Annotated in this window: 20 protein-coding genes; 13 read left to right on the top strand and 7 right to left on the bottom strand. The window is 71.9% G+C overall.

What is annotated here, in order from left to right:
* The first annotated feature begins 7 nt into the window (after window positions 1–7).
* Both thrC and KUV85_RS17140 read left to right on the top strand, forming a co-directional pair.
* The gene (gene thrC, locus KUV85_RS17135) at window positions 8–1,282 is read left to right on the top strand and encodes a threonine synthase (protein ID WP_219961097.1); all 1,275 of its coding nucleotides are present in this window, start codon (window positions 8–10) and stop codon (window positions 1,280–1,282) included.
* A gap of 68 nt (window positions 1,283–1,350) precedes the next feature.
* Entirely contained in the window at window positions 1,351–1,626 is a 276-nt protein-coding gene (locus tag KUV85_RS17140) for a MoaD/ThiS family protein (protein WP_219961098.1), read from the top strand.
* A gap of 1 nt (window position 1,627) precedes the next feature.
* Here KUV85_RS17140 and KUV85_RS17145 read toward each other — a convergent pair whose 3' ends face one another.
* Together KUV85_RS17145 and KUV85_RS17150 are read right to left on the bottom strand one after the other, a co-directional pair.
* Window positions 1,628–2,275, bottom strand: a complete 648-nt coding sequence (locus tag KUV85_RS17145; RefSeq protein ID WP_219961099.1) for a hypothetical protein — start codon at window positions 2,273–2,275, stop codon at window positions 1,628–1,630.
* A gap of 9 nt (window positions 2,276–2,284) precedes the next feature.
* Window positions 2,285–3,865, bottom strand: a complete 1,581-nt coding sequence (locus KUV85_RS17150) for an AMP-binding protein (RefSeq protein ID WP_219961100.1) — start codon at window positions 3,863–3,865, stop codon at window positions 2,285–2,287.
* A 92-nt stretch (window positions 3,866–3,957) separates the two neighbouring features.
* On the opposite strand from KUV85_RS17150, the gene KUV85_RS17155 reads away from it, so the two are divergent.
* The gene (locus KUV85_RS17155; RefSeq protein WP_219961101.1) at window positions 3,958–4,782 is read left to right on the top strand and encodes an SGNH/GDSL hydrolase family protein; all 825 of its coding nucleotides are present in this window, start codon (window positions 3,958–3,960) and stop codon (window positions 4,780–4,782) included.
* A gap of 35 nt (window positions 4,783–4,817) precedes the next feature.
* On the opposite strand, the gene KUV85_RS17160 is transcribed toward KUV85_RS17155, so the two are convergent.
* Entirely contained in the window at window positions 4,818–7,046 is a 2,229-nt protein-coding gene (locus tag KUV85_RS17160; RefSeq protein WP_219961102.1) for a hypothetical protein, read from the bottom strand.
* Window positions 7,047–7,252: 206 nt separating this feature from the next.
* Between KUV85_RS17160 and KUV85_RS17165 the strand changes: the two genes are divergently transcribed.
* From KUV85_RS17165 to groL, 3 genes are all read left to right on the top strand, one after another.
* Window positions 7,253–7,822, top strand: a complete 570-nt coding sequence (locus KUV85_RS17165) for a sigma-70 family RNA polymerase sigma factor (protein WP_219961103.1) — start codon at window positions 7,253–7,255, stop codon at window positions 7,820–7,822.
* Window positions 7,819–8,550: a zf-HC2 domain-containing protein gene (locus KUV85_RS17170; RefSeq protein ID WP_219961104.1), complete on the top strand. Its 732-nt coding sequence runs from the start codon at window positions 7,819–7,821 to the stop codon at window positions 8,548–8,550. Before KUV85_RS17165 ends, KUV85_RS17170 begins: the two co-directional genes overlap by 4 nt.
* 235 nt (window positions 8,551–8,785) lie before the next feature.
* Window positions 8,786–10,423, top strand: coding sequence for a chaperonin GroEL (gene groL / locus KUV85_RS17175; protein ID WP_219961105.1), 1,638 nt, complete (start codon window positions 8,786–8,788; stop codon window positions 10,421–10,423).
* Between the two features lie 73 nt (window positions 10,424–10,496).
* On the opposite strand, the gene KUV85_RS17180 is transcribed toward groL, so the two are convergent.
* Complete coding sequence (locus tag KUV85_RS17180; RefSeq protein ID WP_219961106.1) at window positions 10,497–12,029, bottom strand: MFS transporter; 1,533 nt, start codon at window positions 12,027–12,029, stop codon at window positions 10,497–10,499.
* Window positions 12,030–12,168: 139 nt separating this feature from the next.
* On the opposite strand from KUV85_RS17180, the gene KUV85_RS17660 reads away from it, so the two are divergent.
* The 7 genes from KUV85_RS17660 to KUV85_RS17215 all read left to right on the top strand — a co-directional run bounded on the left by KUV85_RS17660 (window position 12,169) and on the right by KUV85_RS17215 (window position 18,727).
* Window positions 12,169–12,711 (top strand): TetR/AcrR family transcriptional regulator, encoded by a 543-nt coding sequence (locus tag KUV85_RS17660; protein WP_219961107.1) that lies wholly within the window; start codon window positions 12,169–12,171, stop codon window positions 12,709–12,711.
* A 101-nt stretch (window positions 12,712–12,812) separates the two neighbouring features.
* Window positions 12,813–13,673 (top strand): hypothetical protein, encoded by an 861-nt coding sequence (locus KUV85_RS17190; RefSeq protein ID WP_219961108.1) that lies wholly within the window; start codon window positions 12,813–12,815, stop codon window positions 13,671–13,673.
* Window positions 13,674–13,750: 77 nt separating this feature from the next.
* Entirely contained in the window at window positions 13,751–14,326 is a 576-nt protein-coding gene (locus KUV85_RS17195) for a nucleotidyltransferase family protein (RefSeq protein ID WP_219961109.1), read from the top strand.
* Window positions 14,327–14,432: 106 nt separating this feature from the next.
* Window positions 14,433–15,308: an AAA family ATPase gene (locus tag KUV85_RS17200; protein WP_219961110.1), complete on the top strand. Its 876-nt coding sequence runs from the start codon at window positions 14,433–14,435 to the stop codon at window positions 15,306–15,308.
* Window positions 15,305–16,465 carry a vWA domain-containing protein gene (locus tag KUV85_RS17205; RefSeq protein WP_219961111.1) on the top strand — a complete coding sequence of 387 codons (1,161 nt, stop codon included), beginning with the start codon at window positions 15,305–15,307 and terminating at the stop codon, window positions 16,463–16,465. Before KUV85_RS17200 ends, KUV85_RS17205 begins: the two co-directional genes overlap by 4 nt.
* Window positions 16,458–17,603, top strand: coding sequence for an XdhC family protein (locus tag KUV85_RS17210; RefSeq protein ID WP_219961112.1), 1,146 nt, complete (start codon window positions 16,458–16,460; stop codon window positions 17,601–17,603). Before KUV85_RS17205 ends, KUV85_RS17210 begins: the two co-directional genes overlap by 8 nt.
* Before the next feature lie 212 nt (window positions 17,604–17,815).
* Window positions 17,816–18,727 (top strand): glycine betaine ABC transporter substrate-binding protein, encoded by a 912-nt coding sequence (locus tag KUV85_RS17215; RefSeq protein ID WP_219961113.1) that lies wholly within the window; start codon window positions 17,816–17,818, stop codon window positions 18,725–18,727.
* Between the two features lie 78 nt (window positions 18,728–18,805).
* Here the strand turns inward: KUV85_RS17215 and KUV85_RS17220 are convergent, their stop codons facing one another.
* The 3 genes from KUV85_RS17220 to KUV85_RS17230 are packed head-to-tail and all read right to left on the bottom strand — an operon-like array spanning window position 18,806 to window position 21,501.
* Complete coding sequence (locus tag KUV85_RS17220; protein ID WP_219961114.1) at window positions 18,806–19,648, bottom strand: ABC transporter permease; 843 nt, start codon at window positions 19,646–19,648, stop codon at window positions 18,806–18,808.
* Window positions 19,645–20,808 (bottom strand): ATP-binding cassette domain-containing protein, encoded by a 1,164-nt coding sequence (locus tag KUV85_RS17225; RefSeq protein ID WP_219961115.1) that lies wholly within the window; start codon window positions 20,806–20,808, stop codon window positions 19,645–19,647. Before KUV85_RS17225 ends, KUV85_RS17220 begins: the two co-directional genes overlap by 4 nt.
* A 33-nt stretch (window positions 20,809–20,841) precedes the next feature.
* Window positions 20,842–21,501, bottom strand: a complete 660-nt coding sequence (locus KUV85_RS17230; RefSeq protein ID WP_219961116.1) for an ABC transporter permease — start codon at window positions 21,499–21,501, stop codon at window positions 20,842–20,844.
* Between the last annotated feature and the right edge of the window lie 70 nt (window positions 21,502–21,571).

A 21,571-nucleotide genomic window follows, 5' to 3' on the forward strand; every position in this document is an offset into this window, starting at 1 on the left:
GGACTCCGTGAGCGCTGTGGCGACCGAGGACACGACCGCCCGTTCCACCATCCGTGAGGGCGGGTTCGGCAACGCCGTCGGCCTCTCCTGCCGGGAGTGCGGCCACGCCGTCGCGCTCGGCCCGTTCTACGCCTGTCCGGAGTGCTTCGGGCCGCTCGAGGTGGCCTATGAGTTCCCCGAGGTCACCCGCGAGCAGATCGAGGCCGGGCCCAAGAACATCTGGCGCTACCAGCCGCTGCTGCCGGTGCCGACCGACATCGCCGAGAGCCCCAACATGGAGCCCGGCTTCACCCGCCTGCTGCGTGCGGACAACCTCGCCGCCGAGCTCGGCATCGACACGCTGTGGGTCAAGGACGACTCGACCAACCCCACGAACTCCTTCAAGGACCGCGTCGTCGCCTGCGCCCTGAGCGCGGCCCGCGAGCTCGACGCGAAGGTCTTCGCCTGCCCCTCCACCGGCAACCTCGCCAACGCCGTGGCCGCCGCGGGCGCCCGTGCCGGCATCAAGACGGTCGTGTTCATCCCGGCCAACCTGGAGCAGCCCAAGCAGGTCAACTCCGCGATCTACACCGAGAACCTCGTCGCCGTCGACGGCAACTACGACGACGTCAACAAGCTCGCCTCCGAGATCGCCGGCGAGGAGGAGGGCTGGGCGTTCGTCAACGTCAACGTCCGCCCGTACTACGCCGAGGGCTCCAAGACGCTGGGGTACGAGATCGCCGAGCAGCTCGGCTGGCGCCTGCCGGACCAGATCGTCATCCCCGTCGCGTCCGGGTCCCAGCTGACCAAGGTCCACAAGGCCTTCGGTGAGCTGGTCAAGCTCGGCCTGGTCGAGGACAAGCCGGTCAAGGTCTTCGGTGCGCAGGCCGAGGGCTGCAACCCCGTCGCCTCCTCCTACAAGGCCGGCGTCGACGCCATCCGGCCGGTCAAGCCCGACACCATCGCCAAGAGCCTGGCGATCGGCAACCCCGCCGACGGCATCTACGTGCTCGACGTGTGCCGCGAGACCGGCGGCGCCGTGGAGGAGGTCAGCGACGACGAGATCCGTGCCGGCATCGTCCAGCTCGCCCGCTCCGAGGGCATCTTCACCGAGACCGCCGGCGGCACGACGCTGGCCGTCACCAAGAAGCTCGTCGAGACCGGCCAGCTCGACCCCAACCTCGAGACGGTCGTCATCAACACCGGTCACGGGCTGAAGACCCTGGAGGCCATCGCCGACCAGGTCGGTCCGCGCGCAACCATCGCCCCGTCCTACGACGCCTTCAAGGCCACCGACATCTAGTCCCGACGGGCGCGACCACCGGCGGTCGCGCCCGCCGAGTCCCCACCGAGCAACCGAGAGCGAGCAGCATGAGCGTCAGCGTCCGGATCCCGACGATCCTCCGCACCTACACCGGCGGTGACTCCGAGGTGGACGCCGACGGCGCCACCCTCGCCGACGTCCTGGACGACCTCGACGCCAACTACGCCGGCATCAAGGGGCGGGTCCTGGACGAGGAGGGCAAGCTGCGTCGCTTCGTCAACGTCTACGTCGCCGACGACGACGTCCGGTTCCTCCAGGACCTGCAGACCCCCACCCCCGACGGCACCAAGGTGTCGATCATCCCCGCCGTCGCCGGCGGCTGAGTCAGTCCAGGGTGCGCAGCGTGTCGGCGACCTGCTCGACCAGCGCGGCCGAGCGGTCCGCCGATCCGGTCGTGCCCGTCAGGTTGACCACGCTGCCGTCGGCGACCACGAAGAGCGACATGCCGTGCTGCTCGCCGCGCTGGGTCGGCAGCGAGTAGGTCACCGCCTGTCCCGTGCCCAGCCACGTGTCGATCTCCACCACGTCGGTCACGGTGGCGCCGACGCGCTCGAGGTCGGCGCGGATCAGGCCGGGCTCGGGGACCGAACCCACGCCCCGCAGCGGCAGCACGTTGACGTTCTCGGCGCCGTCCGGCGAGATCGCCAGCACGTCGACCTGACCCACCATCTGCTGGAACTGCTCCAGCGGGATCCCCGACTGTGCGGCGAGCGCCTCGAGCTCGGCCTGCGAGCCGGGGTTGTCCAGCGCCTCGGGGCCGGTCACCTGCCAGCCCTCGGGCACGCCGAAGCGCACGCCGGAGGCGTCGGCCTCGACCACCTGGAGGTCCTCGGGGATCGCGGGCGCGGCCTCCTCCGCCTCGCTCGAGTCGCTCGACCCACTCGCGGTCGAGGATTCCTCGGGGTCGCCCGAACAGCCGGTGAGCAGGGCGAGGGCGGCCACCACCGCCACGAGCCAGCGAGTCAGCGCCATGGCACCAACCTAGCCGCCGACGTCGAGCAGCTCGACCGCCAGTGCGCTGCTCGCCTTGTAGTCCACCTTGCTGACCGGCGTACGCGGCACCTGGTCGACGAAGAGGACCTCCTTGGGCACCTTGTAGTTCGAGATCAGCTCGTGGCAGTGGGCCCGCAGGTCCTCCGCCGAGAGGCGGCCGCCCTCGCGCACCTGCACCAGGGCAGTCACCTGCTCGCCCCAGCGCTCGTGCGGCGTGCCCACCACGGCGGCGTCGAACACGTCGTCGTGGCGCAGCAGCACGGCCTCGACCTCCTCGGGGTGCACCTTCTCCCCGCCGGTGTTGATGCACACCGAGCCGCGACCCAGCACGGTCACCGAGCCGTCCTCCTCGCGACGTGCCATGTCGCCGGGGATGGCCCAGCGCTTGCCGTCGACCTCCACGAACGTCGCGGCCGACTTCGCCTCGTCCTTGTAGTAGCCCAGCGGCACCGGGCCGGACCGCGCGAGCATGCCCGTCACGCCCGGCGGGCAGGGCCTGCGTTCGGGGTCGAAGACCTCGACGTCGGCGTTGACCTCGAACCGCGGCGCGCCGCCGGACTCCTCCTGCCCGTCGTCGACGCGGGACCCGGCCGCCCCGGACTCCGAGGCGCCGTAGGAGTCGAGGATGAACCGGCCGGGCAGGGCTCGCCGGATCTCCTCGCGTACGCCGTCACTGAGTGGGGCGGCGCCGTTGGAGACCGCGACCAGGCTGGAGAGGTCCCACCGGTCCGGCTCGGCGAGGATCGCCTCGGCGACCGGGCGGCCCATGGCGTCACCGAGGAAGGTCAGCGAGTTCACCCCTGCGGCCTGCACCAGGTCGAGGATCGACTCGGCCGAGAAGCCGGGCTCGGTGTAGAGCGACACCGTCTGGCCCGCGACGTGGCCGTTGCCGAGGATCCACTGGCTGCCGCCGTGCATCATCGGGCCGCACGCCAGCAGCGTCATGGGCGACTCGTTGGCCGCCGCCTCCTCGCCGAGCTGCTCGACCGACTCGATCGGGGCGCCGTAGCGCGCCGCGTTCAGGGCGGCGCGGATGATGTCCTCGTGGCGCCACACGACGCCCTTGGGCTGGCCGGTGGTGCCGCCGGTGTAGAGGACGTATCGGTCGTCGCCGGTCCGGCCGGTCTCGGGTCGTAGGGAGGACGCGGCGGCCATCGCGGCGTCGTACTCCTCGCCGAGGACGATCCGGTGGCGCAGCGTCGGCAGGTCCAGGGCAGTGACCGCCTCGACGTACTCGGGTGCGATCACGGCGGCCACGCAGTCGGCGTTGTCGTAGAGGTAGGCGAGCTCGTCGTGGCGGTACTTGAAGTTGACGTTGATCGGCACGGCCCGCGCCTTGAAGCAGCCGTAGAGGGCGTCGACCCACTCGATGCGGTTGGGGGAGTGGACGGCGACGTGCTCGCCGGGGGCGACGCCGAGGTCGGCCAGGTGGTGCGCGAAGCGGTTGGCGCGCTCGTCGATCTCGGCGTAGGTGTAGGCACGGTCCATGGTGAAGACGGCGACGCGGTCGGGGACGGCGTCGGCCATGACTTCGAGGACGTCGGCGAGGTTCAGCGGTCGAGGGCTCACGAGGACACTCTGCTGGCTAGAACGTGTTCTCGTCCAGCGTTTCGCCACCTTCGTGTCACCGCCGGTTCAGCACGATCTGGTTCAACACGACCATGGGAGTACGACGTACCGCGCTCATCGCGCTCGCGGCGGCCGTCGCCGGCGCCGGGGTGACCGCCGGTGGCGCGCGGGAGCTGCTGCGCCGCCAGGCCGCGCTCGCCCGGGACCGCATCGGCAAGCCACTCGGGGAGGAGGCCATCGACGCCGACCGGCTGTGGAAGAAGTCCTTCGGGGACCCGCTCGACCTGGTGGTGGTCGGGGACTCCATCGCCGCGGGACTGGGGGCCGAGCGCCGCAAGGACACCCTCGGTGCCCGCGTCGCCCGCGGCCTGGCCAAGCAGGTACGCCGCTCGGTGCGGCTGCGCACCGTGGCGCAGGTGGGGGCGGAGTCCTCGATGCTCGCTGCCCAGCTCGACCGGTTGCCGGAGGACTACCGGCCCGACGTCGCGGTGGTGATCGTGGGTGGCAACGACGTGACCCATCGGGTCCCGACCCCCACCTCGGCCGACCACCTGGAGGACGCGATCTGCCGCCTGCGGGAGCTGGGGGCCGAGGTCGTGGTCGGCACCTGTCCCGACCTCGGGAGCCTGCGGCCGGTGCCGCAGCCGCTGCGGAGCCTGGGGTCGCGGATGTCGCGCCAGCTGGCGGCCGCCCAGGCCGAGGTCGCGGTCCGCAACGGTGCGCACGCGGTGTCCCTGGCCCGGGTGGTGGGGCCGTTCTTCATCACCAACCCCGACGAGATGTTCAGCCTCGATCGGTTCCATCCCAGCGCGTTGGGCTACAAGCGGACGGCCAAGGCGTTGCTGCCCTCGGTGCTGACGGCGCTGGGGGAGCGGGAGGAGGTGCCGTTCGGGCACCTCCCCCCGCAGACGGCCTGACCACCGGCACGGTCCGGAGGTCAGGCCGGACCACCTCAGGTGGTCGGCACCGGGGTGCCGTTCAGCGTGAACGTGCCGCCGTCGTTGAAGACGTCCGGCCCGTCCGGTGCGGTGTTGTTCTCGACCGTCATGTTCTCCGCGATGATCGTGCCGGTGCTGCTGTTCCAGATGCCGCCACCCTCGGCCGCGGCCTCGTTGCCGGTGACGGTGCCACCGTCCCAGTTCACGGTGCCCGCGCCGGTGAGGTGCAGGCCGCCACCGTTGCCGGGGTTGCCCCCGGTCTCGTTGTCGGTCATGTCCACACCGGTCAGCGTCGTCGTGCCGACGTTGGCCTCCAGGCCGCCGCCCGCGCGCACCGCCGAGTTGCCCGACAGGGTGGTGTCGGTGACGGTCAGCTCACCGGCGTTGTTGAGGATGCCGCCGCCGGAGCCGGCCTCGCCGGTGGCGTCGTTGTCCGCGATGGTGGCGCCGTCGACGGTCATGGTGCCGCCGTCGTTGAACAGTGCGCCGCCGCCCTGATCGGCCGCCGCCCCCTCGGCGACGTTGCCGCTGAAGGACGTGTTCGTCACCGTCATGGTGCCGCCGCTGGAGTTCCACAGGCCGCCACCCTCGGCGGCCGCGGTGTTGCCGTTGACGCTGCCGCCGGTGACGTCCACGGTGCCCGCGCCGGTCAGGTGGATCGCACCGCCGTTGCCCGGAGCCGCGCCGGTCTCGTTGTCGGCCATCGTCGTCGCGTTGACCGTGGTCGTGCCGACGTTGGCCTCGATCGCGCCGCCGGCCCGCGAGGCCGAGTTGCCGCTCAGCTTGGCCCGCTCGACGGTGAGGTCGCCGGCGTTGTTGAGGATGCCGCCGCCGGAGCCGGAGGCCCCCGTGGCTCGGTTGTCCTGGATCGTGCCGCCCTCGACGGTCATGGTGCCGCCGTCGTTGAAGAGCGCGCCGCCGCCCTGGTCGGCCTCGGCGCCCTCGGCGACGTTGCCACGCAGGGTGGTGCCGGTGACGGTCATCGTGCCGGTGGCGGAGTTCCACAGGCCGCCGCCCTCGGCGGCCGCGGTGTTGCCCGCCACGGTGCTTCCGTTGACCTCGACGTCGCCCTCACCGGTCAGGTGGAGGCCGCCGCCGTTGCCGGGTGCGGCGCCGGTCGTGTTGTTCATCAGCCACGAGCGGTTGATGACGGTCTCCCCGGCCACGGCCTCGACCGCGCCACCGGCGCGCTGGGCGTCGTTGCCGGCCACGGTGCTCGACCACAGGTCCAGCTCACCGCCGTTGTTGAGCAGGCCGCCGCCGGAGCCGGCCGCGCCGGTGGCGCTGTTGCCGCGCACCTGGGTGTTGGGGACGCTGAGGTCGCCACCGTCGTTGTAGAGGCCGCCGCCGCCCTGGTCTGCCTCGGCGCCCTCGGCGACGTTGTTCTTGACCACGCTCTGCGCCACGGTCATGGTGCCGGCCGCGGAGTTCCAGAGACCGCCGCCCTCGGCGCCGGCGCGGTTGCCGACGAAGCGGCTGAAGCGCACGGTGACCTTGCCGGCGTCGGTGAGGTGGAAGCCGCCGCCGTTGCCGGGCGCGGCACCGGCGTCGTTGCCCTTCAGGGTGGTGCCCTTGATCCAGGTCGTGCCGCCGACGGCCTCGATCGCGCCACCGGCACGGTCGGACTCGTTCTTGGCGATCCAGCTCTTGCGCACCTGCAACTTGCCGCCCTCGTTGGCGATCGCGCCGCCCGAGGCGCCGTCGCCGGAGGCGACGCTGCGGTTGACGTTGGCCTTGTTGACGATCAGGTTGCCGCTGCTGCGCAGCGCGCCGCCGTTCTCGCCCTGAGGGGCCTGGCCGCGGGTCAGCCGGATCTTCTTCACGATCAGCCGGCCGCCGGAGCGGACGTCGAAGATGCGGTCGACGCCGGCGGCGTTGATCCGGCGTCCCGAACCCACCACCTTGACGTCGCCCCGCACGTCGATGTCGCCACGCCACGCGCCGCCGTTGGTGGGGCGGGAGTCACTGAAGGTGATCGAGCGCTTGAGGCGGATCGTGACCGCGCCCTTGCGGTTGTTCGCCCGGGCCACGGCCCGACGCAGCTGCCACTCGGTGCTGACGCGCACCGAGCGTCGGGGTGCCGCGGCCACCGCACTGCTGGCGGGTGCCTGCGCGGCGGAGGCCGGGGTCGAACTCGCTGCTGATGCCGTGCCGCTGGGAGCTGCGGCGAGGATGCCCAGCGCGAGTGCGGCCGTGCCCACCCCGCTCAGCAGCCGGCCCCCACGGGTCGGTGTGGTTGACATGTGCGTGCCCTTTCGTCGGCGGTGCGGACCGCTGCGGCCCGCTGCGGTCGCGGGCGATCCCCACGGCCTCGTCGGTGGGTACGGCTGTGGTCCGGGCCACGTTCACCCGGCCTCGGACGGGTTCGACCGATGTCGTGAACGTCGGCGGTGCGTTCGCCGTACTGACTGGTGTGACCGGCAGACTGCGATCCGTGGGGGCGAGTGGCGTGGACGAGCGAGGTGGGGGCTCGGGCGAGCCTGCGCGATCCGTCGCCGGACTGGGCGACGAGGACCAGGTGCACGAGGCCTACCTGCGCTACGGCGCGGAGGTCTACCGCTTCGTGCTGCGCGGCCTCGGGGACCCCGGTGCCGCCCAGGACGTGACGCAGGAGACCTTCCTCAAGGCCTGGCGCCACGCGCACCGCTACGATCCGCAGTTGGCGACGCTGCGGGTGTGGCTGTTCGGGATCGCCCGCAACACCATGATCGACCACGCGCGGGCGGCGGGGGTCCGCCCGTGGCAGCAGCACCTGGTCGATCCGACCACGGCGCAGGCGATCGGCGGCGCCGCGGCCGACTCGACCGACCGGCTGCTCGAGGCGTGGCTGGTCGAGGAGGCACTGCGCCGGATCGCCGACCACCACCGGGAGGCGATCGTGCAGACGCACCTGCGGGAGCGGCCCTACGCCGAGGTGGCCGCCGAGCTGGGCATCCCCGTGGGCACGCTGCGCAGCCGGGTCTTCTACGGCCTGCGCGCCCTGCGGGAGGCGATGGACGAGATGGGAGTGAGCCCGTGAACGAGGAGCGGACGCACCAGCAGGTGCGGGAGATGTTGGGCTCGTACGCGTTGGGACACCTCGACGGGAGCGAGGTCGACCGAGTGCGCGCCCACCTGGACGGCTGCGCGGCCTGCCGGGAGGACCTCGCGCACATCGCACCGCTGGCCCCACTGCTGGACCAGGTCGACCCGGACGCCTTCGCGGCGCCGCCGGTCCCTCCGGCGGTCCTCGGTGACCTGATCCGGTCCGAGGTGGCCGCCGAGCGGGAGAGCATCGAGGCGGCCCGGCACGTGGCCCGGGTCGAGGACGAGCTGCGCGCCCGCCGCGGCCGCCGGCGGACGGGCCTGCTGGTGGCGGCCGCGCTGGTCGTGGCCGTCGGGGTCGGCGGTGTCGGCGGCGGGGTGGTCGGTCGGGTGACCGCGCCCGAGCCGGCGGCCGCGCCGTTGGAGCCGATCGCGCTCAAGCGCGCCGCGGACGGTGCCGACGTGGAGGTCGCCCGTGCCGACCTGGTCGACCACACCTGGGGCGTGGAGCTGCGGCTGGTCGCCGACGGCTTCGAGGACGGGAAGGTCTTCCGGGCAGCCTTCCGGACCTCCTCGGGCGAGCTGGTCCCGGCAGGGGAGTTCATCGGCACCGGCCCCGACCAGCTGGTCTGCAACCTGCAGTCGGCCGCCCTGCGCGAGGACGTGGTCGCCGTGGTCGTGCGCGACGCCGACGGGGCCGCGGTGCTGCGCACCTCGCTGTGAGGGTGCTCGGTGGGTGCCCGGTGAGGTCCGGGGCGTCCGCGCCGGTCTTGCACTCGCGGGGGGCGAGTGCTAAACATTGATTGGCACTCATATCATGAGAGTGCCAATACCGGACCGGTGACGTTGGGCCCGGCGCATCGGCGAGCAGGGTTCGCCGAGATCGCCGCGGTCGTGCCGTCGCGGGCAGCCCATCGGCCCGGACCACACTGAGCACCTGCGAAGGATCGCACGAGTTATGCCGAAGCTGATTGCATTCGACGAGGAGGCCCGGCGCAGCCTCGAGAGCGGGATGAACACGCTCGCCGACGCTGTGAAGGTCACCCTCGGCCCCAAGGGCCGCAACGTCGTCCTCGAGAAGAAGTGGGGCGCCCCCACGATCACCAACGACGGCGTCTCCATCGCCAAGGAGATCGAGCTCGAGGACGCCTACGAGAAGATCGGCGCCGAGCTGGTCAAGGAGGTCGCCAAGAAGACCGACGACGTCGCCGGCGACGGTACGACGACCGCCACCGTGCTGGCCCAGGCCATGGTCCGCGAGGGCCTGCGCAACGTCGCGGCCGGCGCCAACCCGATGGGCCTCAAGCGCGGCATCGAGACTGCCGTCGAGGCCGTGTCGGAGAACCTCCTCAACATGGCCAAGGAGATCGAGACCAAGGAGCAGATCGCCTCCACCGCCTCCATCTCCGCCGCCGACGAGACCGTCGGCGAGATCATCGCCGAGGCCATGGACAAGGTCGGCAAGGAAGGCGTCATCACCGTCGAGGAGTCCAACACCTTCGGGCTGGACCTCGAGCTCACCGAGGGCATGCGGTTCGACAAGGGCTACATCTCGGCCTACTTCGTGACCGACCCCGAGCGCATGGAGACCGTGCTGGAGGACCCCTACATCCTCATCGCGAACTCCAAGATCTCCTCGGTCAAGGAGATGCTGCCGCTGCTGGAGAAGGTCATGCAGTCGGGCAAGCCGCTGGTCATCATCGCCGAGGACGTCGAGGGCGAGGCCCTCTCCACCCTCGTGGTGAACAAGATCAAGGGCACGTTCAAGTCCGTCGCCCTCAAGGCGCCCGGCTTCGGCGACCGCCGCAAGGCCATGCTGCAGGACATCGCGATCCTGACCGGTGGCCAGGTCATCTCCGAGGAGGTCGGCCTCAAGCTCGACAGCGCCGGCATCGAGATGCTCGGCCAGGCGCGCAAGGTCGTCGTCACCAAGGACGAGACCACCATCGTCGAGGGCGCCGGTGACCAGGGCCAGATCGAGGGCCGGGTCAACCAGATCCGCGCCGAGATCGAGGCCTCCGACTCCGACTACGACCGGGAGAAGCTGCAGGAGCGGCTCGCCAAGCTCGCCGGCGGCGTGGCCGTCATCAAGGTCGGCGCGGCCACCGAGGTCGAGCTCAAGGAGCGCAAGCACCGCATCGAGGACGCCGTGCGCAACGCGAAGGCGGCCGTCGAGGAGGGCATCGTCGCCGGCGGCGGCGTGGCCCTGCTGCAGGCCTCGGTCGGCGCGTTCGACAAGCTGGACCTGACCGGCGACGAGGCCACCGGTGCCGCGATCGTCAAGCTCGCCACCGAGGCGCCGCTGAAGCAGATCGCCATCAACGCCGGCCTCGAGGGCGGCGTCGTGGCGGAGAAGGTCCGCAACCTCGAGCCGGGCCACGGCCTCAACGCGGCGACCGGTGACTACGTCGACATGGTCGCCGAGGGCATCATCGACCCGGCCAAGGTGACGCGTTCGGCGCTGCAGAACGCCGCGTCGATCGCCGCGCTGTTCCTCACCACCGAGGCCGTCGTCGCCGACAAGCCGGAGCCCGCGGGCGCCGGTGCCGGCGACATGGGCGGCATGGGTGACATGGGCGGCATGGGCATGATGTAAGGCCCGCGCACCCGCGCACCACCAGCAGGGCCCCGGCCGACTCGGCCGGGGCCCTGTTGCGTGTGCGGTGCCCTCAGGCGTCCCGCAGGGCGCGACGGATGACCCGGGTCGCGACGGCGATCAGGACCACCGCGAGGGCGGCGGTGAGGGTCACGCCGGCGTCGAAGGCGTGGGCCGCGGCATCGAGCAGGTCCGCGGCGACCTCGGGCCGGTCGGCGGCGGCCTCGGCCGCGACGCCGTGCGCCCCGCCGAGGGTCTCCCCGGCCTGCTCGGCCTCCGCGGCCGTGAGGCCGGCCGGCAGGTCGAGGCCGCGGGTGTAGGCGGCGTTGAGCAGGCTGCCCATCACCGCCGTGCCCAGCACGGCGCCGACCTCGTACGCCGTCTCCGACAGCGCCGCGGCACCGCCGGCCTTGTGGGGTGGCACCGCCCCGAGGGCCAGGTCGCCCGACAGGGTCTCGCTCATGCCCACGCCGGCCCCGAGCAGCACGAAGGCGGTGACGAGGAGGGGCACCGACCCGGTGTGGCCGCCGACGGCGACCAGTGCGTAGCACGCCCCGCTCAGGGCGAGGCCGAGCGTCACCACCGTCCGGGTGCCGAGTCGCCGTGCCAGGGCGACCGCCGCAAGGCCGGCGAGGATCGTCATCAGCAGTCCCGGCACCATCTGGGCGGCGGCCCGCACCGGCGACATCCCGGCCACGAGCTGGAGGTGCTGGGAGAGGAAGTAGACGAAGCCGACCATCGCCAGCACGCTGAGCAGGTTCAGGGTCAGGGCACCGCTGAAGACCGGGTTGCGGAACAGGCCGACGTCGAGCATCGGAGCGGGCCGGCGCTGCTGGCGGCGTACGAAGGTGACACCGTTCGCGAGGCCGACCGCCGTCGCGACGGCGGCGAGGGCGACCGACCCGTGGCCCGCGGCGGTCTTGATCGCGAACACCAGCGGCAGCATCGTGCCGATCGCCAGCAGCACGCTGGTCGGGTCCAAGGGGCCGGGGGAGGGGTCGCGCGCCTCCGGCAGCAGCAGCGGCCCCAGGACCAGCAGCGGCACGAGGACCGGCACGGCCAGCAGGAAGATCGACCCCCACCAGAAGTGCTGGAGCAGCCAGCCGCCCACGATCGGTCCCAGCACGGCGCCGGCGGAGAAGCCGGACGCCCAGATCGCGACGGCGGTGCGGCGCTGGTCGGGGTCGGTGAAGATGCTGCGCAGCAGCGCGAGGGTCGCGGGCATCAGCATCGCGCCGAAGACGCCCAGCAGCGCCCGCGCCGCGATCAGTGACCGCGCGTCCGGGGCGAACGCCGCGGCGACGGAGACGATCGCGAACCCGGTGGCACCCACCAGCAGCAACCGGCGGCAGCCGACCCGGTCGCCGAGGGTCCCCATCGTCACCAGCAGGCCGGCGAGCACCAGCGGGTAGCTGTCGATCAGCCACAGCAGCTCGTCACCCGAGGGCTGCAGGGCCGTGGTCAGCGTCGGCACGGCGAAGGCGAGCACGGTGTTGTCCACCGAGACCAGCAGCACCGGCAGCATCAGCACGGCGAGCGCCGCCCAGCGTCGGCGGGGGCCGAGTGGTGCGGCGCCGAGCGGGGTCGTGGCGAGGGTGTGCGCCATGGCGGGCTCCTGGGGTGGTGCGGTGGTCGTCCGCATTACTGTACCGTCTGGACGGTTTAGTTATCAGGTCGAGCCGACTGTGATCCGCGTCGCCACACCTGCGCCCTCGCCGCGGGTCGACCTCGTAGGGTGATGCGTCATGACCCGGCCCCCGCACGCACGCGAGAAGGTGCTCGACGCCTACTGCCGCCTCCTGCGCGAGGACGGCGAGCGTGCCGCGACCATGGAGGCCATCGCTGCCGCGGCCGGGGTGTCCAAGGGCGGGTTGCTCTACCACTTCCCGTCCAAGGAGGCCCTCGCCGAGGCGCTGATCGCGCGGTTCGAGGAGATCGCCGCCCTCGGCCTGGCCGAGATGGAGCACGCCGAGGAGGGGCCGGCCCGCAACTTCGTCCGCACCTCGGTCCACTCCGGGACCGAGATGGACCACTACTTCGCCGCGGTCCACCGGCTCGCGCAGGCCGCCAACGAGGCGGCGATCACCGCGCTCGAGTCCGCGCACGCCGCCTGGCTGGACCTGATCCGCGCCGAGGTCGGCGACGACCACGCCGCCGAGGCGATCATGCTCATCGGGGAGGGGCTCTACTACCACTCCACGATGCCCGGGTCATGGTCGCGCGGGACCTTCGCGGCCACGGTCGAGCCGCTGCTGGCGCAGGTCGACCGGCTGCGTTCGGGCGCATGACCCGCTGCCGACTGCGCCCTCGCTCGGTTACCGACCCGTAACTTCGCCGGTGGGACACCCGTTGGGCCCTGTGACAGCGAACACAGATGAGAGGTTCCTTGATGTCCCACCGTCCCCTCGCCTCCGCCCTCGCCGGCTTCGGCACCGTCGCCGCGCTGGCGCTCGCCGTCCCGGGCGCCACTGCTGCGCCGGCCGACGGATGGGCCCCGGCGGACTCGGCCGCCATCACGCCGGGCGTCCAGACCTACACCGAAGGCGGCCAGTGCACGGCCAACTTCGTCTTCACCGACGCCGCCGACAAGGTCTACCTCGGCCAGGCCGCCCACTGCTCGGGCACCAGCGGCTCGACCTCCACCAACGGCTGCGAGTCCGGCACCCTCCCGCTGGGCACCCGCGTCACCTTCAACGAGGGCGGCAGCCTGCTCAGTGAGGGCACCCAGGTCGGTGCCGGCACCCTGGTCTACAGCTCCTGGAACACCATGCAGGACATCAACGAGACCGACGCCGACACCTGCGCCTACAACGACTTCGCGCTCATCGAGGTCGACGCCGCCGACGTGGGCAAGGTCAACCCCAGCATCCCCTTCTGGGGCGGTCCGGTCGGGATCAACACCGACGGCACCAGTGCCGGTGACCGCGTCTACTCCTACGGCAACTCCAGCCTGCGGGGCGGACTCGAGCCGCTCTCGCCCAAGACCGGCACCAGCCTCGGCTCGAGCGGCGGTGGCTGGACCCACGCGCTCTACACGCTGAGCCCCGGTGTCCCCGGTGACTCCGGCAGCGCCTTCCTCGACGGCGAGGGCCGTGCCGTGGGCACGCTGTCCACGCTCGGCCTGGCCCCGCTGCCGGCCTCGAACAACATCGGCGACCTCTCCCGCGAGCTGGCCTACGCCCAGCAGCACTCCGGCATCGCCGGGCTGGAGCTGGTCGAGGGCACCGAGCCCTTCTCGCCGGTGCTCTGACGCACGCCACTGCTGGGGTCGAGCCCCGTCGCCTCCCGGGCGGCGGGGCTCGATCGTGTCCGGTGCAGGATGGGGGCGTGGTGCACGGACTGCTGCTCGCCGCCGGGGCCGGCCGGCGGATGGGACGACCCAAGGCGTTGGTCCGTGCCGCGGACGACACTCCGTGGCTGCTGCGCTCGGTCGAGGTCCTGCACCGGGGTGGCTGCCGCAGCGTCACCGTCGTGCTGGGGGCCGGCGGCGAGGAGGCTGCTCGACTCCTGGCCGGCGCACCGTCGCACACCGACCGGCCGGTCGAGGTCGTCCACGCCGCCGACTGGTCCCAGGGCATGGGCGCATCGCTGCGGTGCGGTCTCGGTGCGCTCGCCGACACCGCGGCCGAGGTCGCCCTGGTCCACCTCGTCGACCTGCCCGACGTGACCGCACCCGTCGTGGCCCGAGTCCGCGAGGCCGCAACCGGTCCCGCGACCCTCGCCCGGGCGGCGTACGACGGCCGGCCCGGTCACCCGGTCCTGCTCGGCCGGGACCACTGGCCCGGCATCCGTGCGGCGGCGCACGAGGACCGCGGTGCCCGGGACTACCTCGCCGCGCACCCGCCGGTCGCGATCGAGTGCGGCGACCTCGCCACCGGCGAGGACGTCGACCGGCTGCCGTAGTCCGTCGCCACCAGCGTTCTTGCTGTGGTCGTTGACGAAATTGAGCACGAACGCTTGTGACGACGAGCCAACCGCTGGCCAACGAGGGTGATCTAGGGTCGAGAGCATGGATGACCGGGTGGCCTCGCTCGCTGCACGCCTCGGTGAGACCGGCTACCTCGCTGACGAGGACCTGGCCACCGTGCTCCACCTCGCGCAGGTCATGGAGCGACCGTTGTTGCTGGAGGGGGAGCCCGGCACCGGCAAGACCGCGCTCGCCGAGGCGCTCGCCGCGGCGCTGGACCAGCCGCTGATCCGGCTGCAGTGCTACGAGGGCATCGACGCCACCCAGGCGCTCTACGACTGGGACTTCCCGCGGCAGATCCTGCACCTGCGGGCACTGGAGGCGACCGGTGGTGCGACGCCGGACCGGCTCGAGGAGGCGGAGAAGTCGCTCTACGACGAGCGGTTCCTGCTGGCCCGCCCGGTGCTGGCCGCGCTGCAGCGCAGCCCCGCGGTGCTGCTGGTCGACGAGATCGACCGCGCCGACGACGAGTTCGAGGCCTTCCTGCTCGAGGTCCTCTCCACCTACCAGGTCAGCATCCCCGAGCACGGCACGGTGACCGCGACGACCCCACCGACCGTCGTCCTCACCTCCAACCGCACCCGCGACCTGCACGACGCGCTCAAGCGCCGTTGCCTCTACCACTGGATCGACCACCCCGGGCTGGAGCGTGAGGTCGCGATCGTGCGGGCCCGGGCGCCCGAGGTGAGCGAGCAGCTCGCCCGCCAGGTCGCCGTACTCGTGCAGCGCCTGCGCGCGGAGGAGGGGCTGCAGAAGCCGCCAGGCGTCGCCGAGACGCTGGACTGGGCGCGGTCGTTGCAGTACCTCGGCGTCGCCGACCTCGACCTCGACGCGGCCGCCACCACCCTCGGCGCGCTGGTGAAGTACCGCGAGGACACCGAGCGGGTGCGGGCCGCGTTGGATCGGATGCTGGCATGAGCGTCCGGGCCGAGGCCGACCACGGTGCCGACGAGGTGCTGCTCGGCTTCGCCCGCGCCCTGCGGTCCGCCGGTGTCGCGGTCACCCAGGACCGTTCGCAGGCCTTCCTCGCGGCGGCGGCCATCGCCGGAGCCGACGACCGCCGCGCCACCTACGCCGCGGGCCGCGCCACGCTGTGCGCCTCGCCGGACGACCTGGCCCGCTACGACCGGATCTTCGTCGCGTGGTTCGGTGGTGAGCCACTGCCCACCGGCCGGCGACCGGCGGCGAACCCCACGCCCGTGCAGGTCGACCTCGGCGAGGGCGAGGGCGGCGGCGAGGAGGACTCGGACGGCGACGTCGTGCCCGCCGCGGCCAGCGACACCGAGGTGCTCCGCCATCGCGACGTCGCGAGCATGTCGGCCGCCGAACGCCGCCACCTGGCCGCCCTGTTCTCCTCGCTCCGGCCCCGCACCCCGACCCGGCCGACGGCGCGCCACGTCGCCTGGCACCGCGGGCGCATCGATGCGGCCCGCACGCTCCGGGCCAGCCTGCGCAACTTCGGCGAGCCGACGACGGTGCGCTGGCGCCGCCGCGGCACCCGGTCACGCCGCGTCGTCCTCCTGGTCGACGTCTCCGGCTCGATGAGCGGGTACGCCGACGCCCTGCTGCGCCTGGCGCACCGGATGACGACGGCCTCGCGCTGCGGCCGGGGAGCGTCCCGGAGCGCGGACCGGCCCAGCGGGCACCGGGTGGAGACCTTCACCCTCGGCACGCGGCTGACCCACCTCACCCGCGCGCTGCGAGCGCGCGACCCCGAGCGGGCGCTGGCCGCGGCGGGCGCGACGGTGCCCGACTGGTCCGGCGGCACCCGGCTCGGGGAGACCCTGGAGGCGTTCGTCGACCGGTGGGGACGACGGGGCATGGCCCGCGGCGCAGTCGTGGTGATCTTCAGTGACGGCTGGGAGCGCGGCGACCCCGCCCTGCTCGCCGAGCAGCTCGCCCGACTGCAGCGCCTCGCCCACCGCGTCATCTGGGTCAACCCGCACCGTGGCAAGCAGGGCTACGAGCCCGTCCAGGGCGGCGTCCGGGCGGCCCTGCCGCACCTGGATGCCTTCCTCGCCGGCCACTCGCTGGCGACCTATGCCGAGCTGATGGAGGTGGTCGGCGATGCGTGAGGTGCTCTCCACGCTCCGTCCGTGGTGGGAGGCCGGCGAGACCGTCGGCATGGGCACGGTCGTCGCGACGTTCCGGTCCGCGCCGCGTCCCGCGGGCGCGTCGATGCTGGTCGGTCCCGACGGCTCCGCGGTCGGCTCGGTCTCCGGCGGGTGCGTCGAGGGGGCCGTCTACGAGCTCGGCCAGTCGGTGATGGCCAGCGGCACCCCGGTGCTGGAGCGGTACGGCGTCTCCGACGACGACGCCTTCGCCGTCGGCCTGACGTGCGGCGGGATCCTCGACGTCTTCGTGGAGCGCGTCAACCAGGAGACCTTCCCCGAGCTGGGCGAGGTCGCCGACGACATCGACGCCGGCCGGCCCGTCGCGGTCGTGACCGTCATCGACCACCCGGATGCGGCCTTCGTCGGTCGGCGGGCGCTGGTGCGGCCGGGGGAGGACCTGCAGGGCAGCCTGGGCAGCACCCGGATGGACGACGCGGTCCACGACGACGCACTCGGGCTGCTGGCCGCGGGCCACCACGGCACCCTGACCTACGGACCCGACGGCGAGCGTCGTGGCGAGGGGATGCGCGTCTTCGTGTGGGCCTTCGCGCCGGCGCCGCGCATGCTGGTCTTCGGGGCGATCGACTTCGCCGCTGCCGTGGCGCGGGTCGGTGACTTCCTCGGCTACCACGTGACGGTCTGCGACGCCCGACCGGTCTTCGCCACGACCACTCGCTTCCCCGGCGCGGACGAGGTGGTCGTCGACTGGCCGCACCGCTACCTCGAGCAGGAGGTCGCAGCCGGCCGGATCGACCGGCGTACGGTCATCACGGTCCTCACCCACGACCCGAAGTTCGACGTGCCCGTCCTGACCGAGGCGCTGCGGCTCCCCGAGGTCGCCTACGTCGGTGCCATGGGGTCGCGCCGCACCCACGAGGACCGGCTGGAGCGGCTGCGGGAGGCCGGCCTGACCGAGGCCGAGCTGACCCGGCTGCGCAGCCCCATCGGACTCGACCTCGGAGCGCGGACGCCCGAGGAGACGGCCGTCAGCATCGCGGCCGAGATCATCGCCGGGCAGTGGGGCGGCACGGGGGAGCCGCTGGCGGCCACCGAGGGCCGGATCCACCACTCCGAGGGCGGTCCGCACGACGCTCCCTGAGCGCGAATCGGAATCGGATCGTTGTGTGCGTGTCGCCCGATTGCCCGCCCTCGCGGCGCGAACCGGCCTATCCTGCTGGATCTGGGGGGTGGCAACGAGGCTGCCCCGACGCCGGTGACGAGCAGTCCAGTCGCTGGTACCGAGTCCTCGGGGACGCAGCGAGCGAAGGAAGTCGAATGCGAAATCGTGTGCAAACAGTTCTCGGCACGGGCGTGGCACTCGCCCTCGGCCTGACGCTGGCCGGATGCGGTGACGACGGCGGGGGCGAGGCCTCCCCGGGCGGCGACGCGCTGTCCGGCGTGTCGGTGACGGTGGGGTCGAAGGACTTCACCGAGAACCAGATCCTGGGTGAGATGTACGTCCAGGCGCTGGAGGCAGCGGGCGCGAACGTCACCAACCAGGTCGACCTCGGTGGCACCAACGTCAACCGCCAGGCCCTCGAGGCCGGGGAGATCGACACCTACCCCGAGTACAACGGCACCGGCTGGACGGTCCACCTCGGCAACGACGACCCCAGCGACGACCCCACCGAGCTCTTCGAGGTCACCTCCGAGGCCGACCTGGAGCAGAACGACATCAAGTGGGTCGGCACCTCGCAGTTCAACAACACCTATGGCTTCGCGGCCAACGGTGACCTCGCCGAGGAGGAGGGTGGCTTCGACTTCGACTCGATGGCGGCCTACCTGAAGGCGAACCCGGACGCGACGGTCTGCATGGAGAGCGAGTTCCCCAACCGCCCCGACGGCCTGGTGCTGTTCGAGGACGCGACCGGCTACGAGCTGCCCCGCGGCCAGCAGCAGATCCTCGAGACCGGCCTGATCTACACCGAGACCTCCGACGGGGCCTGCGACTTCGGCGAGGTCTTCACCACCGACGGCCGGATCACCGCGCTCAACCTGGACCTGGTCGAGGACCCCGGCGTGATGATCATCTACAACGCGTCCTTCACGATGCGCAACGAGGTCTACGAGGAGAACCCGGAGGCGTTCGACCAGATCGCCGAGACCATCTGGGACAACATCTCCCAGGAGAAGATGGCCGAGCTCAACGCGCAGGTCGACGTGGAGGGCATGCCCCGCGAGCGGGTGGCCGAGCAGTTCCTGGAGGACGTCGGCCTCCTCTGAGGCGCCCACGCCCCGCTCCACCAACAGCGACGCCGCCGGACGATCATCGTCCGGCGGCGTCGTCGTGTTCGGCGGCCCTCAGAGTCCGCGCGGGTGCAGGTAGCGCTCCGCGAGGGCGCCGATCCAGTCGAAGGTGATGGCCACGATCGCCACCAGCCATGCCACCGAGATCAGCGCCGCGTCCACGTTGAGCTGGATCGCCGCGTAGAGCGAGACGCCCAGACCGCTGCCACCGATCAGGAAGGCCAGCGTGGCCATGCCGATGTTGATGGTCATCGCGGTGCGGATGCCGGTGAGGATCACCGGCACGGCGAGGGGCATCTCGATGCGCGCCAGCACGCCGGCGCGCGTCATCCCCATCCCGCGACCGGCCTCGATCACGCTGCGGTCGACGCTGTCGAGGCCGACCATGGTGTTGCGCAGCACCGGCAGCAGTGCGAAGAGTGCCAGCGCCCAGATCGCGGTGACCTTGCCCTGGCCCATGAAGGTCAGGAAGATGATCAGCAGGCCGTACGCCGGCAGCGCCTGCCCGGAGTTGGCGATGGTCAGGATCGCCGGGCTCACCCGTCGCAGCGCCGGCCGGGTGAGCAGGATCCCGAGGGGCACCGCCACCGCGATGACGATCAGCGTCGACCAGGCCGCGATCTGCAGGTGGTCCAGCAGCTGGGGCTGCAGCGCGTCCTCCCAGTCCAGGATGCTCTGCAGCTGGATCTGGGCGTTGTCCAGGTCCAGGCTGCGCCGGTGGAGCAGCCACAGCCCGGTCAGCACGACGATGAAGACCGGTGCGATGAAGATGCCCTTGCCGGCGAACCGCGCCCCCAGGGCGCGCAGCCCGTGGAGCTGGTCGGTCGGGTCGGGGTCCGGGCCGTCGCTGTCCGGCGTGGCGGGCAGGCGTGCCCCGGCAGCGCTGACATCGATCACGACTGCGCCTCCAGGTCCTCGTAGTGTCGCTGGGCCTCGTACTGCGCCCGCCGCACGGCCTTGGAGAGGTGAGCGATCTCGACCACGCCGGCGAACCGGCCCTGGTCGTCGACGACGCAGGTGATGCTCGCCGCGCTCTGCACCATCACCTCCAGCGCCTGGTAGAGGGTGTCGTCGGATCGCAGGACGTCGCCCATCTCCTCACCGGCGCTCGACCAGCCCGAGGCCGGACCGTCCAGGTCGTCCTTGCGGAGCCACCGCACGGGGCGGTCCTGCTCGTCGGTCAGCACCAGCCACTCCCGGCTGCTGTCGGCCAGCTTGCGGGCGCCGGTCTCCGCGGAGTCCTGCACCGAGATGCTGGGGTACTCCGCGAGGCGTACCGAGTCGACCTTGAGGAAGTCCAGCCCCTTGATCGTGGCGCCGGTGCCGATGAAGTCGTCGACGAAGTCGTCGATGGGGTAGGCGAGGATCCGCTCGGGGGTGTCGATCTGGCGGATCCGGCTCCGCTCGCCGAGGATGGCGATCCGGTCGCCCATCTTGATGGCCTCGTCGATGTCGTGGGTGACGAAGACGATGGTCTTGCGCAGGTCCTGCTGCACCCGCAGGAACTCGTTCTGCAGCCGGTTGCGCGTGATCGGGTCGATCGCACCGAACGGCTCGTCCATCAGCATGATGTCGGGGTCGGCGCCCAGGGCCCGCGCGACGCCGACCCGCTGGGCCTGGCCGCCGGAGAGCTCCTTCGGGTACCGGTTGCGGTACTGCTCGGGGTCGAGCCCGACCGTGGTCATCAGCCGCTCGACCTGCTCGGTCGTGCGCTGCTTGTCCCAGCCCAGCATCTTCGGGACGGTGGCGATGTTCTGCGCGATCGTCTGGTGGGGGAACAGGCCGATCTGCTGGATCACGTAGCCGATCCGGCGCCGCAGCTTGTCGGGGTTGACCTTGGTGACGTCCTCGCCGTCGAGGAGGATGCGCCCGCCGCTCGGCTCGATCATCCGGTTGATCAGCCGCAGGGTCGTCGACTTGCCGCAGCCCGACGGGCCCACCAGCACCAGGATCTCGCCCTCGGCGACGTCGAGGGTCAGTTCCTCCACTGCCGGGGCCTTGGTGCCGGGGTAGGTCTTGGTGACCCGGTCGAGGTGGATCTTGGGTTCGGAGCTCATGGGTTCCTCTCGGTCACTTCGATGGTCACGGGGTCACAGCTTCAGGCCGCGCGGGGTGGTGAATCGCTGGACGGTGGCGAGCACGATGTCCAGCACGAGCCCCAGCAACACGATGAAGATCGTTCCGGTCCACAGCTGGTTCTCCGAGTTGGGCAGGCCGAGGCGGCCCAGTGCGGTGTCGATGAAGGTGCCCAGTCCGTCGCCGCCGACCAGTGCCGCGATGGCCGCGATGCTCACCGCCAGCAGGGTCGAGACGCGGACGCCGGCCATGATCACCGGGTAGGCCAGCGGGAGCCGCACCCGCAGCAGCAGCTGGGTCCGGTTCATCCCCATGCCCTTCGCGGACTCCACGACGGCCGGGCTGACCGCGTCCAACCCGGCCACGGTGTTGCGCAGGATCGGCAGCAGCGCGTAGAGGAACAGCGCGGCGATCGCGGCGGAGTTGCCGATCCCCACCAGCGGCACGAACAGCGCGAAGAGCGCCAGGGAGGGGATGGTGAGGAAGATGCCGACGATCGACTGCACGGGGGCGCGCAGCAACGGGCGGGGCTGGATGAAGACCCCCAGGAGCACCGCCACCACGGTGGCCGCGGCCACCGCGGTCAACGAGATCCGCGCGTGGTTGATCGTCTCCTCGAGGATGAAGTCGAAGTTGGTCTGTACGTAGGTGAGCCAGTCAGTGAGTACGTCCACGGATGCCTTTCGGGTGGTTCCGAGTGTGTTCACCCTACGTAAGCCGTGCCCGGACCGCTCGCGGAGTCGC

It is taken from the genome of Nocardioides panacisoli (assembly GCF_019448235.1).
GTDB lineage: Bacteria > Actinomycetota > Actinomycetes > Propionibacteriales > Nocardioidaceae > Nocardioides > Nocardioides panacisoli_A.